At 37.4% G+C, this 21,019-nt stretch carries 17 protein-coding genes; 6 read left to right on the top strand and 11 right to left on the bottom strand.

Annotated features, from left to right (window positions below; translation table 11 throughout):
- Positions 1 to 28 precede the first annotated feature (28 nt).
- Together srmB and B6A32_RS11465 are read left to right on the top strand one after the other, a co-directional pair.
- Positions 29 to 1,264 carry an ATP-dependent RNA helicase SrmB gene (gene srmB / locus B6A32_RS11470; protein ID WP_085304116.1) on the top strand — a complete coding sequence of 412 codons (1,236 nt, stop codon included), beginning with the start codon at positions 29 to 31 and terminating at the stop codon, positions 1,262 to 1,264.
- Between the two features lie 362 nt (positions 1,265 to 1,626).
- Positions 1,627 to 3,612: a S9 family peptidase gene (locus tag B6A32_RS11465; RefSeq protein WP_085304114.1), complete on the top strand. Its 1,986-nt coding sequence runs from the start codon at positions 1,627 to 1,629 to the stop codon at positions 3,610 to 3,612.
- 138 nt (positions 3,613 to 3,750) lie between these two features.
- Here the strand turns inward: B6A32_RS11465 and yaaA are convergent, their stop codons facing one another.
- Positions 3,751 to 4,527, bottom strand: a complete 777-nt coding sequence (gene yaaA / locus B6A32_RS11460; protein WP_085304112.1) for a peroxide stress protein YaaA — start codon at positions 4,525 to 4,527, stop codon at positions 3,751 to 3,753.
- Positions 4,528 to 4,817: 290 nt separating this feature from the next.
- Here yaaA and tal point away from each other — a divergent pair, with 290 nt between their 5' ends.
- The 3 genes from tal (at position 4,818) to B6A32_RS11445 (ending at position 6,787) form a co-directional block, all read left to right on the top strand.
- Positions 4,818 to 5,771, top strand: a complete 954-nt coding sequence (gene tal, locus B6A32_RS11455; RefSeq protein WP_085304110.1) for a transaldolase — start codon at positions 4,818 to 4,820, stop codon at positions 5,769 to 5,771.
- A gap of 130 nt (positions 5,772 to 5,901) precedes the next feature.
- Entirely contained in the window at positions 5,902 to 6,075 is a 174-nt protein-coding gene (locus B6A32_RS11450) for a DUF3545 family protein (protein WP_085304108.1), read from the top strand.
- 106 nt (positions 6,076 to 6,181) lie between these two features.
- Positions 6,182 to 6,787, top strand: coding sequence for a DUF6942 family protein (locus B6A32_RS11445; protein WP_085304106.1), 606 nt, complete (start codon positions 6,182 to 6,184; stop codon positions 6,785 to 6,787).
- A gap of 232 nt (positions 6,788 to 7,019) precedes the next feature.
- On the opposite strand, the gene parC is transcribed toward B6A32_RS11445, so the two are convergent.
- The 9 genes from parC to B6A32_RS11400 all read right to left on the bottom strand — a co-directional run bounded on the left by parC (position 7,020) and on the right by B6A32_RS11400 (position 17,665).
- Positions 7,020 to 9,314, bottom strand: a complete 2,295-nt coding sequence (parC, locus tag B6A32_RS11440; protein WP_085304104.1) for a DNA topoisomerase IV subunit A — start codon at positions 9,312 to 9,314, stop codon at positions 7,020 to 7,022.
- A gap of 146 nt (positions 9,315 to 9,460) precedes the next feature.
- Positions 9,461 to 10,675, bottom strand: a complete 1,215-nt coding sequence (locus B6A32_RS11435) for a GGDEF domain-containing protein (RefSeq protein WP_158088481.1) — start codon at positions 10,673 to 10,675, stop codon at positions 9,461 to 9,463.
- Between the two features lie 40 nt (positions 10,676 to 10,715).
- A complete protein-coding gene (locus tag B6A32_RS11430) occupies positions 10,716 to 12,632 on the bottom strand; it encodes a GGDEF domain-containing protein (protein WP_085304100.1) in 1,917 nt (638 codons plus the stop codon).
- Positions 12,633 to 12,761: 129 nt separating this feature from the next.
- A complete protein-coding gene (locus B6A32_RS11425) occupies positions 12,762 to 13,169 on the bottom strand; it encodes a VOC family protein (protein ID WP_085304098.1) in 408 nt (135 codons plus the stop codon).
- A 99-nt stretch (positions 13,170 to 13,268) separates the two neighbouring features.
- On the bottom strand, positions 13,269 to 15,158 hold the full coding sequence (parE, locus tag B6A32_RS11420) for a DNA topoisomerase IV subunit B (RefSeq protein ID WP_085304096.1): 1,890 nt from the start codon (positions 15,156 to 15,158) through the stop codon (positions 13,269 to 13,271).
- Between the two features lie 13 nt (positions 15,159 to 15,171).
- Complete coding sequence (locus B6A32_RS11415) at positions 15,172 to 15,759, bottom strand: YqiA/YcfP family alpha/beta fold hydrolase (protein WP_085304094.1); 588 nt, start codon at positions 15,757 to 15,759, stop codon at positions 15,172 to 15,174.
- A gap of 2 nt (positions 15,760 to 15,761) precedes the next feature.
- Complete coding sequence (locus tag B6A32_RS11410) at positions 15,762 to 16,565, bottom strand: metallophosphoesterase (RefSeq protein ID WP_085304092.1); 804 nt, start codon at positions 16,563 to 16,565, stop codon at positions 15,762 to 15,764.
- Positions 16,566 to 16,573: 8 nt separating this feature from the next.
- Positions 16,574 to 17,029: a DUF1249 domain-containing protein gene (locus B6A32_RS11405; protein WP_085304090.1), complete on the bottom strand. Its 456-nt coding sequence runs from the start codon at positions 17,027 to 17,029 to the stop codon at positions 16,574 to 16,576.
- On the bottom strand, positions 17,030 to 17,665 hold the full coding sequence (locus B6A32_RS11400; protein WP_085304088.1) for an NUDIX domain-containing protein: 636 nt from the start codon (positions 17,663 to 17,665) through the stop codon (positions 17,030 to 17,032).
- 187 nt (positions 17,666 to 17,852) lie between these two features.
- Here B6A32_RS11400 and tolC point away from each other — a divergent pair, with 187 nt between their 5' ends.
- Positions 17,853 to 19,214 (top strand): outer membrane channel protein TolC, encoded by a 1,362-nt coding sequence (tolC, locus tag B6A32_RS11395; protein ID WP_085304086.1) that lies wholly within the window; start codon positions 17,853 to 17,855, stop codon positions 19,212 to 19,214.
- Positions 19,215 to 19,580: 366 nt separating this feature from the next.
- Here the strand turns inward: tolC and hldE are convergent, their stop codons facing one another.
- A complete protein-coding gene (hldE, locus tag B6A32_RS11390) occupies positions 19,581 to 21,008 on the bottom strand; it encodes a bifunctional D-glycero-beta-D-manno-heptose-7-phosphate kinase/D-glycero-beta-D-manno-heptose 1-phosphate adenylyltransferase HldE (protein WP_085304084.1) in 1,428 nt (475 codons plus the stop codon).
- Positions 21,009 to 21,019 lie beyond the last annotated feature (11 nt).

Genomic DNA, 21,019 nt, shown 5'->3' with positions numbered 1-21,019 from the left:
GTTATTAATCCCCAAAGAAAATTATTACATGTTTGAGCAGTTTGACCTAGATTCCGCGTTATTAGGCGGGATTGAAAAAGCAGGCTTTAAAAAGCCAACGTCTATCCAAGAATTAGTACTTCCTGTTGCTATGACCGGCAAAGACGTACTAGCTTCAGCCCCAACAGGAACCGGAAAAACAGCAGCGTTTTTATTACCTGCGGCTCAGCATTTACTGGATTATCCTCGACGAGGCCAAGGTTTTCCGCGTGTGTTAATTTTGTCACCAACGCGTGAACTTGCCATTCAAACCTATGAACAGTGTGTAAAATTAACTGCGCTAACCAACATTAAATCTGCGGTAATTACTGGTGGTGTTAACTATGGTAGCCATAAAGAAGTGCTTACCGGCCATACTGATATTTTAGTTGCAACGCCTGGTCGCTTAATGGAATACATTGAAAGCGAGCAATTTGACAGCCGTGAAATAGAAATTCTTATCTTAGACGAAGCCGATCGCATGCTTGCCATGGGTTTTGCGGAAACGATTAATCGCATTGTTGGTGAAGCGCGCTGGCGTAAACAAACTATGTTGTTTTCTGCAACGCTTGAAGGCGCTGCTGTAGTACGTTTTTCTCGTGAACTTTTAAACGATCCCGTATTTTTAGAAGCGAACCCTTCGCGCAAAGAAAAAGCTAAAATTCATCAATGGATGCACTTAGCAGACGACAAAGAACATAAATTCGCTTTGTTAATGAACATATTGCAACAAGAAGAAGTCGAACGAGCGCTTGTTTTTGCCAATAAACGTGAAACCGTGCAGTATCTATCAGGCAAGCTTTATGCTGAAAACATGCCTTGTGTATGGCTTGAAGGCAAAATGCAACAAGACAAGCGTAACACCTCTGTTGAACGCTTACGCAATGGCACTGTTAATGTGCTTGTAGCCACCGATGTTGCCGAACGCGGTCTTGATATCGATGATATAACCCATGTAATAAACTTTGATATGCCTCGTACCGCTGATATTTATTTACACCGTATTGGCCGCACAGGTCGTGCGGGTAATAAAGGTACTGCTATTTCATTGGTAGAAGCCCACGATATGACAGTTATCGGTAAAATTGAGCGTTACATTAAAGAGCGCTTAGCACGTCGCGTCATTGAAACACTAAGACCGAAATACAAAGAAGCACGTGTTGCCACAAAAAAAACCAAAGTTAAAAGAACTGTTGCTCAAAAGAAAGCTAAAGCTAAAAAAATGGCGAAACGCGCGAAGAAGTAACAACTGTTTTAAAAAAGCTTTAAGTTACAAGCTTTCAGCTGTCAGTTATTAGCTGTCAGTTATTAGCCAAAAACCTAAACGATCTCGTTTAGGTTTTTTTGTTTTAGTGATTGTTAAACTAGAACTATGACTAAACGACTGATAATTAAACGAGTACGTTCTTAAAGTATGATTAATTGTCAGGTAAAAATACGAACATCAACAAAAACCATCACACCACTTCAATTTATTTAAGCTTCATTATAGCTATCTAAAAACATAATAATTCTAACAACTTAAACTAATTTAATAGCTATGAAGATTGCCCTTTATTAAAAAGGGCAGATATAATCGTTCAAAATATAATAATAAAAGGATGTTTTATGTACCTTCGAACAATGAAGATTATTATCTTATTTAGCCTTATATTTGGCTGCAGTTTAATAGTTTCAGCACAAGTATCAAACAATGTTAAAACCCCAAAATTAGCTATTAGCGCCCTATTTCAGGACGATGACTACCGAGATGTTCGTTTATCTCCAGACGGTAAACATATTGCTTTAATAAAGAATCAACAAGGTACGTCAGTTCTTATCGTAGTTGCCGTTGAAACGATGAAAGCAATTAATCAAATTTCTTTTGCCAATAAAGACAATGTTGGAAGCTACTCATGGGCGAATAACGAAAGGTTACTTATTTTTCTCTCTAGTAAGCAAAGAAAAAAAGAAAGAGATGCCTATTACGGTGAAATTTATAGTATTAACATCGATGAAGCTGAAGGAAGGTTTATTTTTGGCATTCGTTCTTTAGTGAGTAGAGGAAAAATCAAGAAGAATGTTCAGTCTCTCGACTACGAAAAACATTTAGCCCACCCTAAAATAATCAGCATATTAGAAAATGATCCTGAGCACATCATCATTTCAACATCGCAATATCAAGATAAGGGCATGTGGGTCTTTAAATTAAATATATATAACGGAAAAACAGAAACGTTAGCGAAGGTTGATGATAGCAACGCAGACCACAAATCAACTAGATTACATTACTTTGATACTCACCAAGAGCTTTGGCTTAGTAGCAAACAAGAGAATGAAAATAACATTATAGCGCGTTATGATTTTGAAGATGAGTCATGGCTAGAGTATCCATTATTTGATGCTAGCGATAATTTATCAATCATTAGTAAATACAAAGATGAAGAAAAACTCATCGTTAGTGATTACTGTGGCAACAATACAATATCTATTTGCCTTTTTGACCCAATGAATAAAGAGCTAAGCCCTTTATATCAAGTTGATGGATATGATACCAACTGGTTGTATTTAGATAAAGAAAACATCCCTTATGCTGTTTCGTACTTTGATGAATACCCACAATATAAAATTTTAGATAACCACCATACTATGGCACAGCAACTTTCTGGTTTTTTAGAAAAGTTTGCAGGCTATAGAGTAAACGTAAACTGGAACAGTACAGACGAAACAAAAGCACTTATTACCCTCTCAAGTGATATTCAACCAAGGTTATGGTACTTGTTTGATAGCGAAAAAAACAAACTAACTTTTGTTGCTAACAGCAATAAGAATGTCAATACAGAGCAATTGAATCCTCAATATTCTTTTAACTTTATGGCAAGAGATAACACTCCTATTCAGGGATATATAACCTTGCCGGTAAAAATAGACAATGCACCACCTCCTGCAGTGATATTAGTCCACGGTGGTCCACATTCACGTGATTATTGGGGGTTTGACCCTGAAGTACAACTGTTGTCGTCACGCGGATATGCCGTTGTTCAAGTTAATTTTCGTGGTTCTACTGGCTTCGGTTGGGAGTTTGAAGCTTCTGGCTTTAAACAATGGGGAGAAAAAGTGCAATTTGATATTCTCGACAGCATAGACTACCTAGTCGAAAAACAATATTTAGATAAAAGTCGTCTATGTATTATGGGGGCGAGCTTTGGCGGTTATAGCGCGATTCAAAGTAGTATTATCGCACCTGATTTATTCAAATGCTCAATCGCAACTTCAGGTGTTTACGATATACAACTGCAAGTTGAAGATGAAAAGCCAGAAGTTGGCAGAGCCTTAACTAAAAGAATAGGATTAGAGGATATACAAAGCAATCATTCACCCATTAACGCTATTGAACATTTAAAGTCCCCTGTATTAATAGTACACGGCACCAAAGATGACACAGTGGATGTAAAACAAGCTGAGGTATTAATAAAACAATTAAAGAAGTATAAGAATCAATATCAATGGCTTGAAATTGAAAATGAAGGGCATTACTTTTACAAGCCTAAAAATAGAATTGCCTATTATGAAAAAGTAATTCAGTTCCTAAATAAATATAACCCGGTTAACTAACCGATTATTACCTCGCGTACTAATATTAAAAAAGCACAGTATGAGCCGGTTTTATGGTTCATATTGTGCTTTCTCTTAACCGCTTTAAATAATTAAGCCTAACCTTAATAGCGGTTATTTTAATTAAACATACTTAACTTAATCAAGCTCTTTACGGGTAAATACCCAGTCATTACCTTTGCTAAATTCACTTGAAAACTGATAACCTGCCACATCAAAATTTTTCAACTTTTCAACATCTGTAATTTTGTTCTCAATGATATAACGCGCCATTAAACCACGGGCTTTTTTAGCGAAAAAGCTGATCATCTTATATTGACCATTTTTCCAATCTTTAAATGCTGGGGTAATAATTTCAGCTTTTAATACTTTCTTATTTACCGATTTAAAGTATTCATTTGATGCAAGGTTAATTAAAACATCGTCACCTTGCGCTGCAATTGCCGCATTTAAATTTTCGGTAATAATGTCGCCCCAAAATTGATACAAATTGGTACCTCGATCATTATCAAGCTTTTTCCCCATTTCTAAACGGTATGCTTGCATTAAATCTAACGGTTTTAACAGGCCATATAAACCCGACAATATCCGCATGTGCTGTTGAGCAAATTCAAAGTCTTTCTCGCTGAATGTTTGAGCGTCTAGTCCTGTATACACGTCGCCATTAAAGGCTAAGATCGCTTGGCGAGCATTGCCTGGGGTAAAAGGGGTTGACCATTCACCAAAACGTGCAGCGTTTAACCCTGCCAATTTATCGCTAATGCCCATTAATGAACTGATATCTGCTGGGGTTAATGTTTTACACTTTTTTATTAACACTTCGCTGTGTTCTAACAGCTCAGGTTGGGTATATTTGTCAGTAGCAACGGGGGATTCATAATCAAGATTCTTAGCGGGAGAAACAACAAGCAACATTATATATCTACTCAACTTTAAAAAATTTTTCACACTATAACACAGGAGAAAACGAATATAATTAGCGGCATTATTAATTAATCATCTAACTAATAGCCTATACCGCTTACAATAACGTTTTTATCTAATTTATTTCATTATCGCACTTGAAAAATTATGAAAATTTGATACAAATAGTAGCGAATAAAACAGATACCTAGCAATTTCACCTATCTTGCTCGAAAAACGTTGTAATATTTCATCAAATTTTACGTGCTCATACGTACCACTATTTATATCAAGGACATATTATGACCGACCAATTATCACAATTAAAAGCGATGACAACCGTTGTTGCAGATACTGGCGACATTGAAGCTATTGCTAAGTTTCAACCACAAGATGCCACAACAAATCCATCGCTATTATTAAAAGCAGCGTCGTTACCAAATTACCAACAACTTTTAAAAACAGCGGTAGAATGGGCAAAAACTCAATCTGCTGATGCTGATCAACAAGTGATTGATGCTGCAGATAAACTGTCAGTATTAATTGGTTTAGAAATTTTAAAGATAGTACCCGGTAGAATTTCAACAGAGGTTGATGCTCGTCTTTCATTTGATACGCAAGCATCGATTGCAAAAGCACATAAACTAATCGCTATGTACAACGAAGCTGGCATTAATAATGATCGCATATTAATTAAAATAGCCTCTACTTGGGAAGGCATTAAAGCTGCTGAACAATTAGAGCGTGAAGGTATAAACTGTAACCTAACATTACTGTTCAGCTTTGCGCAGGCACAAGCTTGTGCTGAAGCTAAAATTTACCTTATCTCTCCTTTTGTTGGCCGCATATTAGATTGGTACAAAAAAGACACTGGCCGCACCGATTATTCAGCAAGTGAAGATCCTGGTGTTGTATCAGTGACTAGCATTTACAATTACTACAAAGCAAAAGGTCATAATACGGTTGTAATGGGTGCAAGTTTCCGCAATATTGGCGAAATACTTGAATTAGCCGGCTGTGATCGCTTAACGATTAGCCCTAACCTAATGGACGAATTAGCGAATTCAACAGAAACAGTTGAGCAAAAGTTATTTAGTGAGCAAGCACCAATCGCGCAAGAAGCCGCTTTAACTGAAGCGCAGTTTAGATGGCAAATGAATGAAGATGCTATGGCAACTGAAAAATTAGCAGAAGGTATTCGTAACTTCACCATTGACCAAGTAAAACTAGAGCAACAATTAAAAGCAATGCTTTAAATTTTTTATCAAACTTGTTGAGATGCAAGTTGAAATGTAAATTTTTGTAATTAAAATGCAAAAAATTGTTTCTTTTTTATCGGCAACTGTGGTATTAAAAAGCTGCAGTTGTAGAAATAAGGAGCATACCATGGAAAAATTTCAACAAGTATTGGATTCAATAGGCGCTCAGCCGAAAGCAAGTCCGAGTAATAATAAAAAAAGAAAGTGGCGTGAAATCGAACAACTGAAAGAAAAATTTCAGCTGGAAAAAGAATTAAAAGCATATGATGATTCTTTGGAAAGTATGCTGAAAGAGTTTTAACTAAGCAATGTAGTGCTAATAAAATATTTAAAACGACTAAAAACCCGGTATTTACCCGGGTTTTTTATTAACAGTTAATTAATATCATGTGAGTATAAGAAGCAAAATGCTTAATCTCCCTGTTGGTCTTGGCAACGATAACGCCAATATTATTTTCTATATTCGTAATCGCCCGCCCCTCAAAACGTATCAAAACCTCAATAGTGTTAAACCGCTAATACCTGGTGAAGTTAGCCATATATGCCAAGAAACCGGTAATCATTGGCGTAAAGTATTTAATGTTTATGCTAAGTTATTATTTGAATTATCAGCTGATAAGTTTTCTAGCTGGCAACAATTAAGAGATGACCAGCTTTTACAAGCACACAGTCAGCACTGCTTACTTTTTTCAGCGCCTAAATTAATACCAAGCTTATCGACTGATAAAGCCTTTTGTCAGCCTACTAATTCTAATTCGCAAGCTACACGCCTTACCAAGGTTACAAAAGATTCAGCCGATACAACATTACATATTGTGTTGGGCAAAGGATATGCGCAAGAACTTAGCCTAACTAATGAAAGTACTTGGCTGAGTGACGATTTTGCAATGAATACTGAATTAGGTTTAATTATCTGTCCATATTTCGATTATCGACAACTATCGAATGTCAAAATAATACAGTTAGCTGGGTTGATTAAGCAATTATTACCATCTGAAACATCAGCTACCTAGCAGCTAGGCTAATAAATATCTTAACTTTCAAATTAATTATTAAGTACTTCAAGTGAGCCTGAGTAAAGGGAAGAATAATAAAAGTAGAAAATGACACTAGCCTTAGCAGTAATACTTTTGACCAGATATAAAAAAGCCTTAAGATATTTATACTTAAGGCTTCATTGAAGTTCAACTAAACACACATTACTAGCGAGTTATGTGCTCTGCATTTTTATAATGGTTGATACTGCTAAGTTTCACTTTCAGGCATTTCAGGCTCTATCCCTGCACCTGTTTGCTCAACAACAATATTATCAACACGTTGTAACCCTCTAGGTAACTTGTTACCTCGACGACCACGCTCGCCTTTATAGTGCTCAATATCACTCGCTTTTAAGGTAAGCTTTCGTTTACCCGCATGTAAAGTTACAGCACTGCCTGGTGGTAATACTTCAAGCAAAGTTACATATTCTTCACGCGCTTTTGCCCTTGCGGTTGGAATATTAATAATTTTATTACCTTTACCCTTACTTAACACAGGTAAATCTTTAATTGGGAAAACTAACATTCGCCCTTCTGAAGTAATTGAAAGCACCAATTCAGTATCTATATTATTAACAACCCGTGGGGTCATTACCTTAGCCGCAGCCGACAAGCTTAACAGCGCTTTACCGTTTTTATTTCGACTAACCATATCGCCAAAGCTACCGACAAAACCGTAACCTGCATCACTACTTAACAAGTATCGGCTTTCGTCATCAGCCATCAATACTTTTTCAAAATACTCGCCACTGGCTAAGTTGAATCGCCCTGTCAATGGTTCGCCCTGGCTACGTGCTGTAGGTAAGCTATGAGCATCGGTAGCGTATGCTCTACCTGCTGAGTCAATAAACACCACAGGGCGATTACTGCGCCCTTTAGCTGAGCATAAATATTCATCGCCTGATTTGTAGCTAAGTGCTTGCGCGTCAATGTCATGCCCCTTAGCACAACGTGCCCAACCCTTTTGAGAAACCACTACAGTAACTGGCTCACTCGGCATTAAATCTTTTTCTGATAATGCTTTTGCTTCGCTACGTTCTACAATAACTGAACGGCGATCATCACCATACTTTTCAGCTGCTTCTAATATCTCTTTCTTCATTAGCGTATTCATACGCGCTTTTGAGCCAAGTGTTTTTTCAAGGTATTCGCGTTCAATATTTAACTCGTCTTGCTCAGCTCGAATTTTAATTTCTTCTAGCTTAGCAAGTTGGCGTAATTTAATTTCTAATATTGATTCAGCTTGGCGATCAGACAAGTCAAAACGAGACATTAACTCAGCTTTAGGATTATCAAAACCTCTTATAATTTCAATAACTTCATCAATGTTTAAATAGGCAATAAGTAAGCCGTCTAAAATGTGTAAACGCGCTAACACTTTATCTAATCGATACTGTAAACGACGTCGCACAGTTTCACGACGATACTCTAACCACTCGCTTAAAATGGTTCTAATATCTTTAACCGCTGGTTTATTGTCTAAACCTATCATGTTTAAATTAACACGGAAGTTTTTCTCTAAATCCGTTGTGGCAAACAAGTGCTGCATTAATTGTTCTATATCTACACGATTTGAACGTGGAACAACAACTAAGCGAATAGGGTTTTCATGATCAGACTCGTCACGTAAATCTACCACCATTGGCAGTTTTTTAGCCTGCATTTGATTCGCAATTTGTTCTAATATTTTCCCGCCAGATGCTTGATGTGGCAAAGCGGTAATAACCACTTCACCATGCAATATTTCATACACTGCACGCATTTTAATACTGCCGCGACCCGTTTGATAAATTTTCTCTATATCGGCTTTAGGAGTAATTATTTCGGCATCGGTTGGGTAATCAGGACCTTGAATAATCTCAAGTAAATCTGACAGTTCTGCTTTAGGTTGCTCAATTAAGTGCACGCAAGCACTGGCCACTTCTCTCACATTATGAGGTGGAATATCAGTTGCCATACCGACAGCAATACCGGTAATACCGTTAAGTAATATGTGAGGTAAGCGTGCAGGCAACGTTTTAGGCTCTTTCATTGTGCCATCAAAGTTCGGCGACCAATCAACGGTGCCTTGGCCTAATTCTGCTAATAAAACTTCACTAAAGCGTGATAAACGGGCTTCGGTATAACGCATTGCCGCAAAAGACTTAGGGTCGTCAGGAGCACCCCAGTTACCTTGTCCGTCAACCAATGGATATCGGTATGAAAATGGCTGTGCCATTAACACCATAGCCTCATAACAAGCTGAGTCACCATGAGGATGAAATTTACCTAATACATCCCCTACCGTACGCGCAGATTTTTTATATTTTGCCAACGCAGACAAGCCAAGTTCTGACATTGCATAAACGATACGACGTTGAACCGGTTTTAATCCGTCACCAATATGCGGCAAGGCACGGTCCATAATGACATACATAGAGTAATTTAAATAAGCTTCTTCGGTAAACTGCCTTAATGGGCGTTGTTCAATACCGTCTAAACTAAAGTCGATCGCATCTGACATGAAATTGTTCCTTAAAAGTTCGATTAATGCCGAGTTATTAAACGTAACTTCTATTATTATTGTTCTAGGGGTAGCTTAGCTGATTATACTTGAGGAAAGAATACTTTTAGCGGATAAATATCTCACAACGGTAATTAATTTTAGTTTTATTTTTCTGCTTTAGTGAAACTATAAACTTGATTGCAGCCTTTAATCTTAGCTTGATACATGGCTAAATCAGCGGCATGTAATAAACTATCGAAATCTTTTTTTACATCTCTGATACTCGCAATACCAATACTAACAGTTACCGTTTGCTTATGGTTTTCATTATCACTGATATTAGCACTGGCGTTATCTTGAATTTTCTCACGTATATGCTCTGCAATAGAACGTGCTTGTTCTATGGTAGCGTCAGGTAAAATCGCTGCAAACTCTTCACCACCAATACGAGCAAAAAAATCGCGTGAGCGCATAGTCTCGGCCGCTAAAGTGGCAACATTGCAAATAACACTATCGCCAGCATCATGACCTAAATTATCGTTTATCGTTTTAAAGTCATCAATATCAAGCATTAAAATACTAAGCTCTTTATCAGAAGACAATGCTTTACTCATGTAGGTATCGCCACAGCTAAAGAATGAACGCCGATTTGGCAATTGCGTTAAACTATCTGTTTTAGCTAATAACTTTAATGCTCGACGTATTTTAAACTGCCGAACTAATAATAAGAAAAACACACTGACAGCGATAATAAAAATCGCAATATGAATGTGTTGTTGTGTACGGTCAGACTCTGCACGAGAAAGTGCATATTGTTTTATTTCATTGTTTTGGGCGAGCAGTTCGTTCTCTTCATGTTTTTTTTCAATATTATATATTTCATTTAAACGCTTAACACGTAGCTCTTTTTGTTGCTTTAAGTGTGAGAAATACTTTTTGATGTACTTTTTCTTATTATCAAAAGCCAGTTTATCTTGACCTTGGCGTTGATATACAGTTGATAACAGCAAATAAGCATCTGCAAATAAGGGTGAGTCGAGCTGTTTTTTAGCAAGCGATGGTTCAAGTGAGATTGCTTTATTGAGCCAGTTAATAACTTTATGCTCTTGCCCTTCAGTATTAGAGATATTGGCACGAATTACATTTAGTAAGTATTGTTCAGCGATATTGAACGTTACCCCTGAAGACTGTATCTCTAAAAGTTGAATTTGCGCTGCGCTCTTATCATGTTCACTCAAGGTTTTTAATGAGAATACCGCTCCACTTATCACCATAACTTTTGTTGATTGAGCCAGGGAAATCTGTGGACTATCAGCAGACGTAAATACTTGTTGTGAATTACTAGCTTCATCAGCAAAAACTTGAAAGCTAAAGAGCATGAGTGAACAAGATATTAGATAAGATCTAATGCTAGAATATCTATACATCTGAACTAACCTTATTTCGACCAGATTGCTTGGCTTTTAATAACTCTTCGTCGGCAGCTTTTAGCAAAATTGAAAAATCGTTATAATTGTCACTCTCAAATGTCGCTACGCCAACGCTGATCGTTAATTGACTAAGTTGTAGCGCTTGCCAGTTTGTTTCTTCAATGTGCTGTCTTAGTCGCTGTGCAACTTCAAACGCTTGTTTATGATCAGTATCAGGCAATAGCGCAATAAATTCTTCACCACCAAATCGGCCAAATACATCACTATCACGCATTAAGTTTTGCCCTAAAATAGCAACTTCTTGTAATGCTTTATCGCCGACACTATGACCAAATTTATCGTTTATTTGTTTGAAAAAATCAATATCTATCATATAAACACTAAATGGTTGTTGTTCCTGTTTCGACTGCTTGAATAAGTCTTCTCCTAATTCAAGCAACCTTCGCCGATTAACTACTCCGGTTAAACTATCAATTCTGGTTACTCGAACTAAGTTTTTTTGCCCGGTAATAACTCGCAGTAAAAACCAAGCTAAAAGCAAAGTGCATACGGCTAAAATTATAACAAGTATCTCACGACTATCAGCATTACTTGTCATTTGTTGTAGTTGTAAATCTTGTAATCGTTGTTTTTTCTCTAGGATGTCATTCTGCCGCTGAGCGGTTTCACTTTCATATTGTAAAATTAACTCATCAACCTCATTAGTTTCTCGTACTTTTTTATATGCAATTGATTTTTTAAAGAATGTAGATTGAGTTTCAATAGCTTGACTGTAATCGCCTAAAACAGACTGTAATTTAGCTCTCAAAAATAGAATATTTAATTCGCTGGTATCATAGATATTACTGTCTTTAAGCGCTAATAAAGCTTGCGCTTGATCTAAGTTATCTAATGCCTCCTGATAACGCTCCATTTTCTCTAATACAAAAACTTTATTAACCATATATTGTAGCTTTACCGCATGTTGTTCAACTTCTTTTACGTATTCACCAGCTAAAATGATATAGCGATAAGCGTTTTCTGTATCGGGCGTTTTTTGATTAACCAATGCCCAAGCTATGTTTCGGTAAATACTAGCGATGAAGTGGTTACTCGTATTAGGTAAAATCTCGCTTTCTAAAATTCTATAAACTTCTAAGGCTTCTTCATACCTTTTTTCATTAGCATGGTTATTAGCCACATTATGCAAACTATTCAGTGCGTAATTATGTTTCCCTGCTTTTTTAAAGTGCTGATATGACTGTTGAAAGTAATTATTTGCTTGTTTCTCTTCACCTATGTAACCGTATAAAATACCTAATTCACTATTGATGTCACCTAAAAGAGCTTCATCTGCAATATTATTCGCTAAGGTTAGCGCTTGGTTTAGCGTTATTAACGACTGTTTGTAGTTTTTTTGCAAATATAATATTGCCCCTATATTCGTTAACCCACGAGCAGTAAGTTGTTGATTATTCATCGAGCGGGCAACGTCTAAGCCATTTTGGTATATTTGCAATGCGCTTTCGAAATCACCTTGGCTTTCTAATGAAAAACCTTTGGTGTAAGCGAGCTCAGCAATAAATACACTTGGATTACTCATTTGTTTAGCTAGCATTAACCCTTTTTCTGCCGATGCTTCACTTAAACTGTAAAGTGCTTGGTCTGAATAGGCCGCAGATTGAATACGGTAATAGTTTACTTGGCTAGATATTGGTTGAGTGTTTAATGAATCTTTATGTGAATTTAAGAGAATTAAAGCGGCTTTGGGATCGCTATTATTTAATTGCTCAGCACGTACTAGAAAAGCATTAAAATCGTTATTTGTTAACGATTGCAATGCATTTGATTTACAAGAAATTAACAATAAAACAAAGAGAATTTGGGCACAGTTTTGAAAAGTGAATTTTACAATGTTTCTAAACAAATTCTCGCTCCAACAGCATGTGCGATTATGTACCAAATACAGTATAAAACGATTTTGTGTAAATGATAAACTATTATTTATATTGATAAAAAAGTAATTAATGGGTCGTTGAATATTAGCAACATACCATTACTTTTCAGTAACTTGCCAATAACTTGCTTCTATTTTATTACCATCTAAATCGATAATAAAACAACCATAATAAGGTGTTCCATATTCTGGTCTTGCACCTGGTGTGCCATTACACCTTCCGCCTAAAGCAATAGCACATTGATAAAACTCATCTACTTGTCGCTTATTTAACGCAACAAAACCAAAGTGAACACCATTTCCAGCTGTCGCAGGCATTTTATCGAAGGGCTGTTGCAGCCAAAACTCAGGATAACCTTTACCGTAAGCTACGGCTTGTTCATATTCACTCACTAAAGTAATGTCTAATGTTGCTAGCACTGGCGTATAAAAGGCCTTAGCACGCTTTAAATCATTAGTCCCCACTGATGCGTGACATATACTTCGTAAACGTCGATGCTCAATCATAATGTTCCTTTCAAAAATAAAAAGGTATAGTTATTAAAAACTATACCTTGATAAATTAACGCAAAAAATGACTAATTCATTTTTTAGTTACTTACATGACTAATCTAACTCAACTAAGTCGCCTTTAGATTGAAGCCAGTCTTTGCGATCGCCACTGCGTTTTTTCGACAGTAACATATCCATAAGTTCCATCGTCTCTGCGTGTTCATCAACCGTTAATTGTACTAAGCGTCGAGTATTAGGGTCCATAGTTGTTTCGCGCAATTGCAAAGGGTTCATTTCACCCAAACCTTTAAAACGTTGAACATTAACTTTACCACGTTTTTTCTCTGCTTCAATGCGGTCTAAAATACTGTCTTTCTCTGCTTCGTCTAACGCGTAAAACACTTCTTTGCCGACATCAACACGATACAGCGGAGGCATAGCAACGTAAACATGACCTGCTTGCACTAAAGGTAAAAAATGCTGGGTAAACAACGCACAAAGCAAGGTGGCTATATGTAAACCATCGGAGTCAGCATCGGCAAGAATACAAATTTTACCGTAACGTAACCCTGATAAATCATCGGTATCGGGATCAATGCCTAAAGCAACAGAGATATCATGTACTTCTTGCGAGGCTAAAATTTGCCCTGAGTCGACTTCCCAAGTATTTAAAATTTTACCGCGCAATGGCATTATTGCTTGAAATTCACGATCTCGCGCCTGTTTTGCACTACCGCCGGCTGAGTCACCCTCAACTAAGAAAAGTTCGGTACGTAAAGTGTCTTGACTACCACAATCAGTTAACTTACCTGGTAATGCAGGCCCTTGGGTTACTTTTTTACGAATAATTTTTTTACTAGCGCGCAAACGACGTTGCGCGTTGGAGATGCAAAATTCAGCTAATGCTTCTGCAATTTCAGTATGCTCATTAAGCCATAAGCTGAAAGAGTCTTTTACTACACCTGTAACAAATGCAGCACATTGGCGTGAAGAAAGTCGTTCTTTAGTTTGACCCGCAAATTGTGGGTCTTCCATTTTCACTGAAAGAATATAGGAACATTTATCCCAAATATCATCAGGTGTTAACTTAACTCCCCGTGGTACTAAATTTCTAAATTCACAAAACTCTCGCATTGACTCTAACAAGCCTTGGCGAAGTCCGTTTACATGAGTACCACCTTGTACTGTTGGAATTAAGTTTACGTAACTTTCTCCAACAGACTCGCCACCTTCAGGTAACCATGTTACAGCCCAGTCAGCCGCTTCATGCACAGAGCTAAAACTGCCAACAAATGGTTCTTCTGGTAAGCTTTCATAAGCTTTCACCGATTCTTTTAAATAATCAACTAAGCCATCTTCATAGCACCATTGGTATTTAGCGTCTTCGTTTTTATCATGAAATTTAATCGTTAGGCCAGGACACAGAACGGCTTTAGCTTTTAACAAATGCACTAATCTGCGTGCAGAAAATTTAGCTGAATCAAAATAGTTAGCATCAGGCCAAAATTTAACACGTGTTCCTGTATTTCGTCGGCCCACGGTACCCGTTTCGGTTAACTCTTCGACTTTAAAACCATTTTCGAAAGCCATTTCGTAAAGTTTACCATCGCGCCTAACAGCAACATCTACCCGTGTAGATAGCGCGTTGACCACTGAAATACCAACACCATGTAAACCACCAGAAAATTGATAATTTTTATTAGAGAACTTGCCACCAGCATGTAACTTACAAAATATAAGCTCAACGCCTGATACGCCCTCTTCTTGATGGATATCAATCGGCATACCGCGACCGTCATCAATCACCTCTAATGACTGATCTTTATCAAGGATCACCGTAATATTTTGTGCATGACCAGCTAAGGCTTCATCAACAGAGTTGTCGATAACCTCTTGCCCTAAATGGTTAGGCCGAGTTGTATCGGTATACATGCCAGGACGATGGCGTACTGGGTCAAGGCCACTTAAGACCTCGATGGAGTCGGAATTATATTGTTCGCTCATTTATATGTTCTGATCATTGTGCTGCTAATAGAGGTAAGTTGAAAAATAACGCGATATTAGGCAAGGCATTTTCATAATTAATAAAACTATGATCGCCACCTTGCTCAATAATTAATTCGCAATGACGGTATTTTTCAACAGCTTGTTGGTAATCTAACACTTCATCACCTGTTTGTACCATGACCAAGTAATTATTTTTAGAAATATTTTCTTGTTCAAGTGCTTTAAGCTCGTCAATATGCTGTTCAAGCACTTGATATCGTTCTTGCGTATATGGGTTTACTTGCTCTCCAAGTATATCTGCCATTAAATCAAATGGCTTAACCGCAGGATTAACGAGTACCACTTTTATTTGATATTTTTCAGCAAAATAAGTCGCAAAGAACCCACCCAATGAAGAGCCTACTATGTACCATGAATCGCTTGGTTCAAGCGCAATGATATCTTCTAATTGCTTAATGGCAGCGCTAGGCGAAGAAATAATCTGTGGGCAATAAAATTTTACCTCTGGATGGTTTTTGGCTATGTATTCTCGCGTTTGCTCTGCTTTCATGGATTGTGGCGAAGAATTAAAACCATGAATATACAATAGGTTAATCATAATCACTTTTTCTCGTTATAGTCGACATAAAATACTTTTCGGGTTAACTCACCGGAACTGGTGAGGGTAAATACTTGATAACCTGGCGGCTGACCATTAGGCGCTGGTTTAGAAGAGTTCATATCAAATTGAATTGATGTGGCAGGACATGTATATAAATTCACACTTCGTCCGGCCAGTTGCACCGGTAAAATTAACGCCTGATGAATATGACCGCAACCAAGTGCTTTAATTGAAGGAAATTTGCTTACCCATTGATGAAACTCATTTTTATTTATTAAGCCATGCTGATCAATAAAAAAACCAGCATCAACGGCGTGATGATGGGTTAATAGTAACTGTGATTTAGCACTGTTAATGACTTTAGCCGCCTGCTCACATTCCCCATTGGTAATGATTCCTGCAGGTGTGTCGCTTTTGCTTTCTATTAATAACACTTGCCAATAATTATTTTCTATTACCTTGTGTTGGCAAAATGGCGCTTTTGATAAATATTGATTTAGCAGCGAAGGCTCATCATGATTACCTGAAACATAATAAACTGGTACATTAATTTCACATGCTTCAAAAGCATTAACAAACAGCTGATATGACGCTTCTGTGTGATCTTGAGTTAAATCGCCTGTGAAAACAATAGCATCAATTAGCGGTTGCGCTTTAATCGCAGACAAAACATGTTTTAAGTTTTCATATACATTAGCTTGATGATGCCTACCATTTCGGTTTGCAAATAAATGACTATCGCTTAATTGCGCAATAGTCAGTGTATTTAACCTTGAGTGGTTTGATGATAATTTCGTTAGCATGGGGGTGATCAAATTCTAGGAATGTCGAAATTCACTTGCCCAAACTTTAAACATAGCTGCAACCACTCTTTTAAAAAATAGTTCACTTGTTGTTTTTCATCAGGTAAGTGCATTTTCTCGTTAGGGTAATCATAACGAGGTTTAATTTGTTGAACATCTTGATTACTTATCACTTCAGCCATGCGTGCATCATGATATAAACGTACGACCATTTTTGGTCGAAAAAGCTCAGTTAAATTATATCCGCGAATATTGGCTTCTTGATTAATCGTGATCAAGGTTGTGTATTTTGTTACCTCATTAACAGTAATGCGATAACTTAAAAAATCTGAGATAAAAAAGCATCTTTGTTCGCCTACCTGCTCTTTATCGGCAAGTATACGAAGTAGTAACATGTAATTAATCTCACATAAAGCCATTAATGTGGGTAAATGAGGACGGTATTTTTTTTCTACAACAGGCATTTATTTCCAGCTTGAGTTAAATTTATCTACATTCAGAGCTAGCCATTGTAACGTAATAATAGTTGCTGCATTAAGGATCTTTCCTTCAGCAAGTAATTTATTGGCATTTTTTCTTGTCATAACGTGTACTAAAATATCTTCCCCTTCAGATTCTAAGCCATAAACACCCGAGATATTGCTACTATCTATACGCGCACAATAGAGATGAATACATTCACTCATACCGCCGGCGCTTGAAAGATAGTCCATGACTTTAATTACATTTTCTGGCGCTAAGTCTAAGTTTGCTTCTTCTTTAGATTCTCTAATGGCAACGTCTAAAGGCACTTCATCCTCAGAACACATACCCGCGATTAATTCTAATTGCCATGGCCCTGTTTTACTTTTAAGCGCACCCGCTCGAAATTGTTCGACTAATACCACAGAGTCAGTTTTCGGATCATAAGGCAATAACCCTACAGCATTTCCGCGCTCAAAAACCTCTCTTGTTAACACTTTACTGTAACCACCAGCATAAAGTTTATGCTGAAACTGGTACTCATCTAGTGCAAAAAAACCTTGATATTTTCGAACTTTTTTTTGCACTTTTACATCGCTTAAGTCAAAGCGCAACAGCGGTTCTCGAGTGATATTCATTTAAAGGGTTCCTCTATTATAACTGGCCTTTTTATAAGAGATTTTTCGATACACTAGTGTTTAACATTTTGTTACACTAGAGTACTTCCTTATACACTTATTTTATTTAGCTAATATAATATTCGCGTTAAGATAGTTACAATTAAAAAAATAATAGCATGTTCATTATTACAGGAATCGCTTCAAGATGAAAAAAACAATAACCGCACTATTTATTGGCCTTGCTTATACTGCAAGTAGCTCTTTAGCTAATGCCGAAGACTTATTATCAGTATACCAACAAGCACAAGCAAATGATCCGGTTGTTCTTCGAGCTCAGGCGCAATTTTTAGCGACTGAAGAAGGCATTGAACAAGCTCGCGCGGTGCTATTACCACAAATTTACGGCTCTGCAAGCTATACAAAAAGCAAGGGCGAATTTATTCCAACCTCAGACACAGGAGAGTCTTCAGGTCAAATTCTAACTAATAATACTGATACAACTAGCTTCGGTATTAATTTGGATATGGAATTGTACAACCACAGTACTTGGTTAAAACTTGATAATGCCAAAAAACGCGCTCACCAAAGCGATGTTTCATTTCAATTAGCTAAACAAGATTTAATTGTTCGCGTTACTCAAGCTTATTTTCAAGTACTCAGTGCCAAAGATGATTTAGAATTTTCAAAAGCTGAAAAAGCCGCCATTGAACGTCAATTAGAGCAAACAAAACAAAGGTTTTCAGTAGGCTTAACAGCAATAACTGATGTTCATGAAGCCCAAGCACAGTATGATAATGCGGTTACTAGCGAAATTAGATCTGAAAACCAAGTATTTAATGCTGAAGAAGCATTGCGGGTTATCACCAACGTTTATCCTCGCGATTTAAACATTTTAAACACGGAACGTTTTAGCACTTCTCGCCCCGCGCCAGACAGTGCCAACGAATGGCAACAAACCGCTGAAGTTAAAAACTTGGAGCTTATTGCTGAAAGAATAAACATTGATATCGCAAAAGAAAATATCAATTTAGCAAGATCTGGCCATTACCCTACTTTGGCTCTATCAGGAAGCTACGGTAGTAGAGAGCAAGATAGTGAAGTTAACAACACTGACTTTAATAACCCTGCTCTAGATAGTCACTCGATCGGAATAACATTAACCGTACCAATTTATTCTGGTGGCTCTATTTCAAGCAGCGTTAGACAAGCTCAAAGTAATTATGTTGCGGCTAGTCAAGATATGGAGCAGTCTTACCGCAACGTAGTACGTAACACTCGTAATGCCTATAATACTGTTATAGCGGCAGTATCAGCGATAAAATCGTTAGAACAATCTGTGGTAAGTGCACAAAGTGCATTAAAAGCTACAGAAGCAGGTTTTGAAGTAGGCACTCGTACTATAGTTGATGTACTTAATAGCACCAGAAACCTTTATAACGCTAAACGTAATCTATCTTCAACACGATACGATTATATTCAAAACGTTTTAGCACTTAAACGCGCCGGCGGTACAATAACAGAACAAGACTTAAAAGATATTAACCAAGGCTTAATTGCTGCTGAGTAACAATTCCTGCGTTAATTAAATCACATAAAAAAAGCAGCATTTATATGCTGCTTTTTTTCTATTTGAAATAGCGGTTTATTACATAACCTGAACTCTGGATAATGAGTGCTTGAAACTCAAGTGAACCAAAAGCTTAGGTAATAAAGTAAATGCTATAGCCAGGTGAACATCACGAATAGATATCATCAATGCTTCATTTTATGCCATTTCCAAGGCAAAACGTTTATGAATAGCGCGCTATTTATCGACGTTTTAACGCAGTAAATGGCTTAAAAGGGAGCATTGAGCAAGTGCTACTTATCCAGAGTTCAGGTTACATATGTAAGATGAACACTTATAATCGATACGGTTATCAACAATGAGAGTTTAATCTTCTTGTTTAATCGCGTTAATAATTTTAGTGGTAGAAATACCATCTTCAAAGTTCAACACTTTAACTTCACCACCTGCGGCTATTACCTCTTCGCCACCTGCAATATCTTCCACTTTATAATCACCGCCTTTTACTAAAATGTTTGGCAAGATATTGGCAATTAAACGTTGTGGCGTATCTTCACTAAATGGTACTACCCAATCAACAGCACCTAATCCAGCAAGTACAGCCATACGACGGTCTACTGGGTTAACAGGACGACCTGGCCCTTTTAAGCGGGTAACTGAAGCATCATCGTTAACGGCAACAATAAGTCGCGTTCCTAAAGTATTGGCTGTGGTTAAATATGAAACATGACCCGCATGAAGAATATCGAAACACCCGTTTGTCATCACAATATTTTCACCGCGCGCTTGCGCTAATTCAACCGCAATTTTAAGTTGATCTTCAGTCATTACACCAAAGCCACTTTCTTGGCCAGATAAAAGTTCAGCGCTAAGTTCTGCTTCGCTCACCGTTGAAGTGCCCAATTTACCAACAACAATACCTGCTGCTATATTTGCTAAAGCACTGGCTTGAGCAAAACCGGTTTTAGCGGCAATTGAAAGTGCTAAAGTAGCAATAACGGTATCGCCCGCTCCTGTTACGTCATAAACTTCTTTCGCTTGAGTAGGTAAATGAAACTCTTGCTGATCATGCATTAACAGGGTCATTCCCTGCTCGCTTCTGGTGACCAACATTGCCGTTAAATCTAACTCTTTAAGCAGCGCTTGACCTTTTCTAACAATTTCGGCTTCATTTTTGCAATGCCCAACAACCGCCTCAAATTCTGCAAGGTTTGGCGTAATTAAAGTTGCACCACGGTATTTTGAAAAATCAGTACCTTTTGGATCAACTAACACCGGAATATTTTGTTCTTTTGCCGCTTGAATAAGTGCCTGTACTTCTGACAAAGTACCTTTGTCATAATCTGACAATAACAATAAATCATGTTGAGCGACTAAAGCTTTAGTTTGTTCTGTCAGAGGTTTTTTATCCATTTCTACAAAAGATTCTTCAAAATCTAAACGCAATAATTGCTGATTTCGACTTAAAATGCGTAATTTTGTGATCGTTGGATGATCTGCTGACTGAATAAATTGACAATTTATTTTCATTGCAGACAGCTGTGTTTGCAATGTTTTTGAGGCTTCGTCTGCACCAGTAATACCGAGCAATGTAACTTGACCGCTTAACGAGGCAATGTTCAAAGCTACGTTAGCAGCGCCTCCTGGGCGATCTTCATCTTGATGTATTTTAACAATAGGCACAGGTGCCTCGGGTGAAATACGTTGTGTTGGTCCAGACCAGTAACGATCTAACATGATATCACCAACGACTAAAACACGCGCTTTTTCAAAAGCGGGAATATCTACTTTCATCCTGTACCCTA

It is taken from the genome of Colwellia polaris (genome assembly GCF_002104515.1).
In the GTDB taxonomy this organism is placed as follows: Bacteria; Pseudomonadota; Gammaproteobacteria; order Enterobacterales; family Alteromonadaceae; genus Cognaticolwellia; species Cognaticolwellia polaris.
This window is presented reverse-complemented; position numbering and strand designations above follow the sequence as displayed.

Bases quoted from the DNA above. Each gene is read 5' to 3' on its own strand.
- srmB (WP_085304116.1), top strand. From the start codon at position 29: ATGTTTGAGCAGTTTGACCTAGATTCCGCGTTATTAGGCGGGATTGAA.
- B6A32_RS11465 (WP_085304114.1), top strand. From the start codon at position 1,627: ATGTACCTTCGAACAATGAAGATTATTATCTTATTTAGCCTTATATTT.
- yaaA (WP_085304112.1), bottom strand. From the start codon at position 4,527: ATGTTGCTTGTTGTTTCTCCCGCTAAGAATCTTGATTATGAATCCCCC.
- tal (WP_085304110.1), top strand. From the start codon at position 4,818: ATGACCGACCAATTATCACAATTAAAAGCGATGACAACCGTTGTTGCA.
- B6A32_RS11450 (WP_085304108.1), top strand. From the start codon at position 5,902: ATGGAAAAATTTCAACAAGTATTGGATTCAATAGGCGCTCAGCCGAAA.
- B6A32_RS11445 (WP_085304106.1), top strand. From the start codon at position 6,182: ATGCTTAATCTCCCTGTTGGTCTTGGCAACGATAACGCCAATATTATT.
- parC (WP_085304104.1), bottom strand. From the start codon at position 9,314: ATGTCAGATGCGATCGACTTTAGTTTAGACGGTATTGAACAACGCCCA.
- B6A32_RS11435 (WP_158088481.1), bottom strand. From the start codon at position 10,675: ATGCTCTTTAGCTTTCAAGTTTTTGCTGATGAAGCTAGTAATTCACAA.
- B6A32_RS11425 (WP_085304098.1), bottom strand. From the start codon at position 13,169: ATGATTGAGCATCGACGTTTACGAAGTATATGTCACGCATCAGTGGGG.
- parE (WP_085304096.1), bottom strand. From the start codon at position 15,158: ATGAGCGAACAATATAATTCCGACTCCATCGAGGTCTTAAGTGGCCTT.
- B6A32_RS11415 (WP_085304094.1), bottom strand. From the start codon at position 15,759: ATGATTAACCTATTGTATATTCATGGTTTTAATTCTTCGCCACAATCC.
- B6A32_RS11410 (WP_085304092.1), bottom strand. From the start codon at position 16,565: ATGCTAACGAAATTATCATCAAACCACTCAAGGTTAAATACACTGACT.
- B6A32_RS11405 (WP_085304090.1), bottom strand. From the start codon at position 17,029: ATGCCTGTTGTAGAAAAAAAATACCGTCCTCATTTACCCACATTAATG.
- B6A32_RS11400 (WP_085304088.1), bottom strand. From the start codon at position 17,665: ATGAATATCACTCGAGAACCGCTGTTGCGCTTTGACTTAAGCGATGTA.
- tolC (WP_085304086.1), top strand. From the start codon at position 17,853: ATGAAAAAAACAATAACCGCACTATTTATTGGCCTTGCTTATACTGCA.
- hldE (WP_085304084.1), bottom strand. From the start codon at position 21,008: ATGAAAGTAGATATTCCCGCTTTTGAAAAAGCGCGTGTTTTAGTCGTT.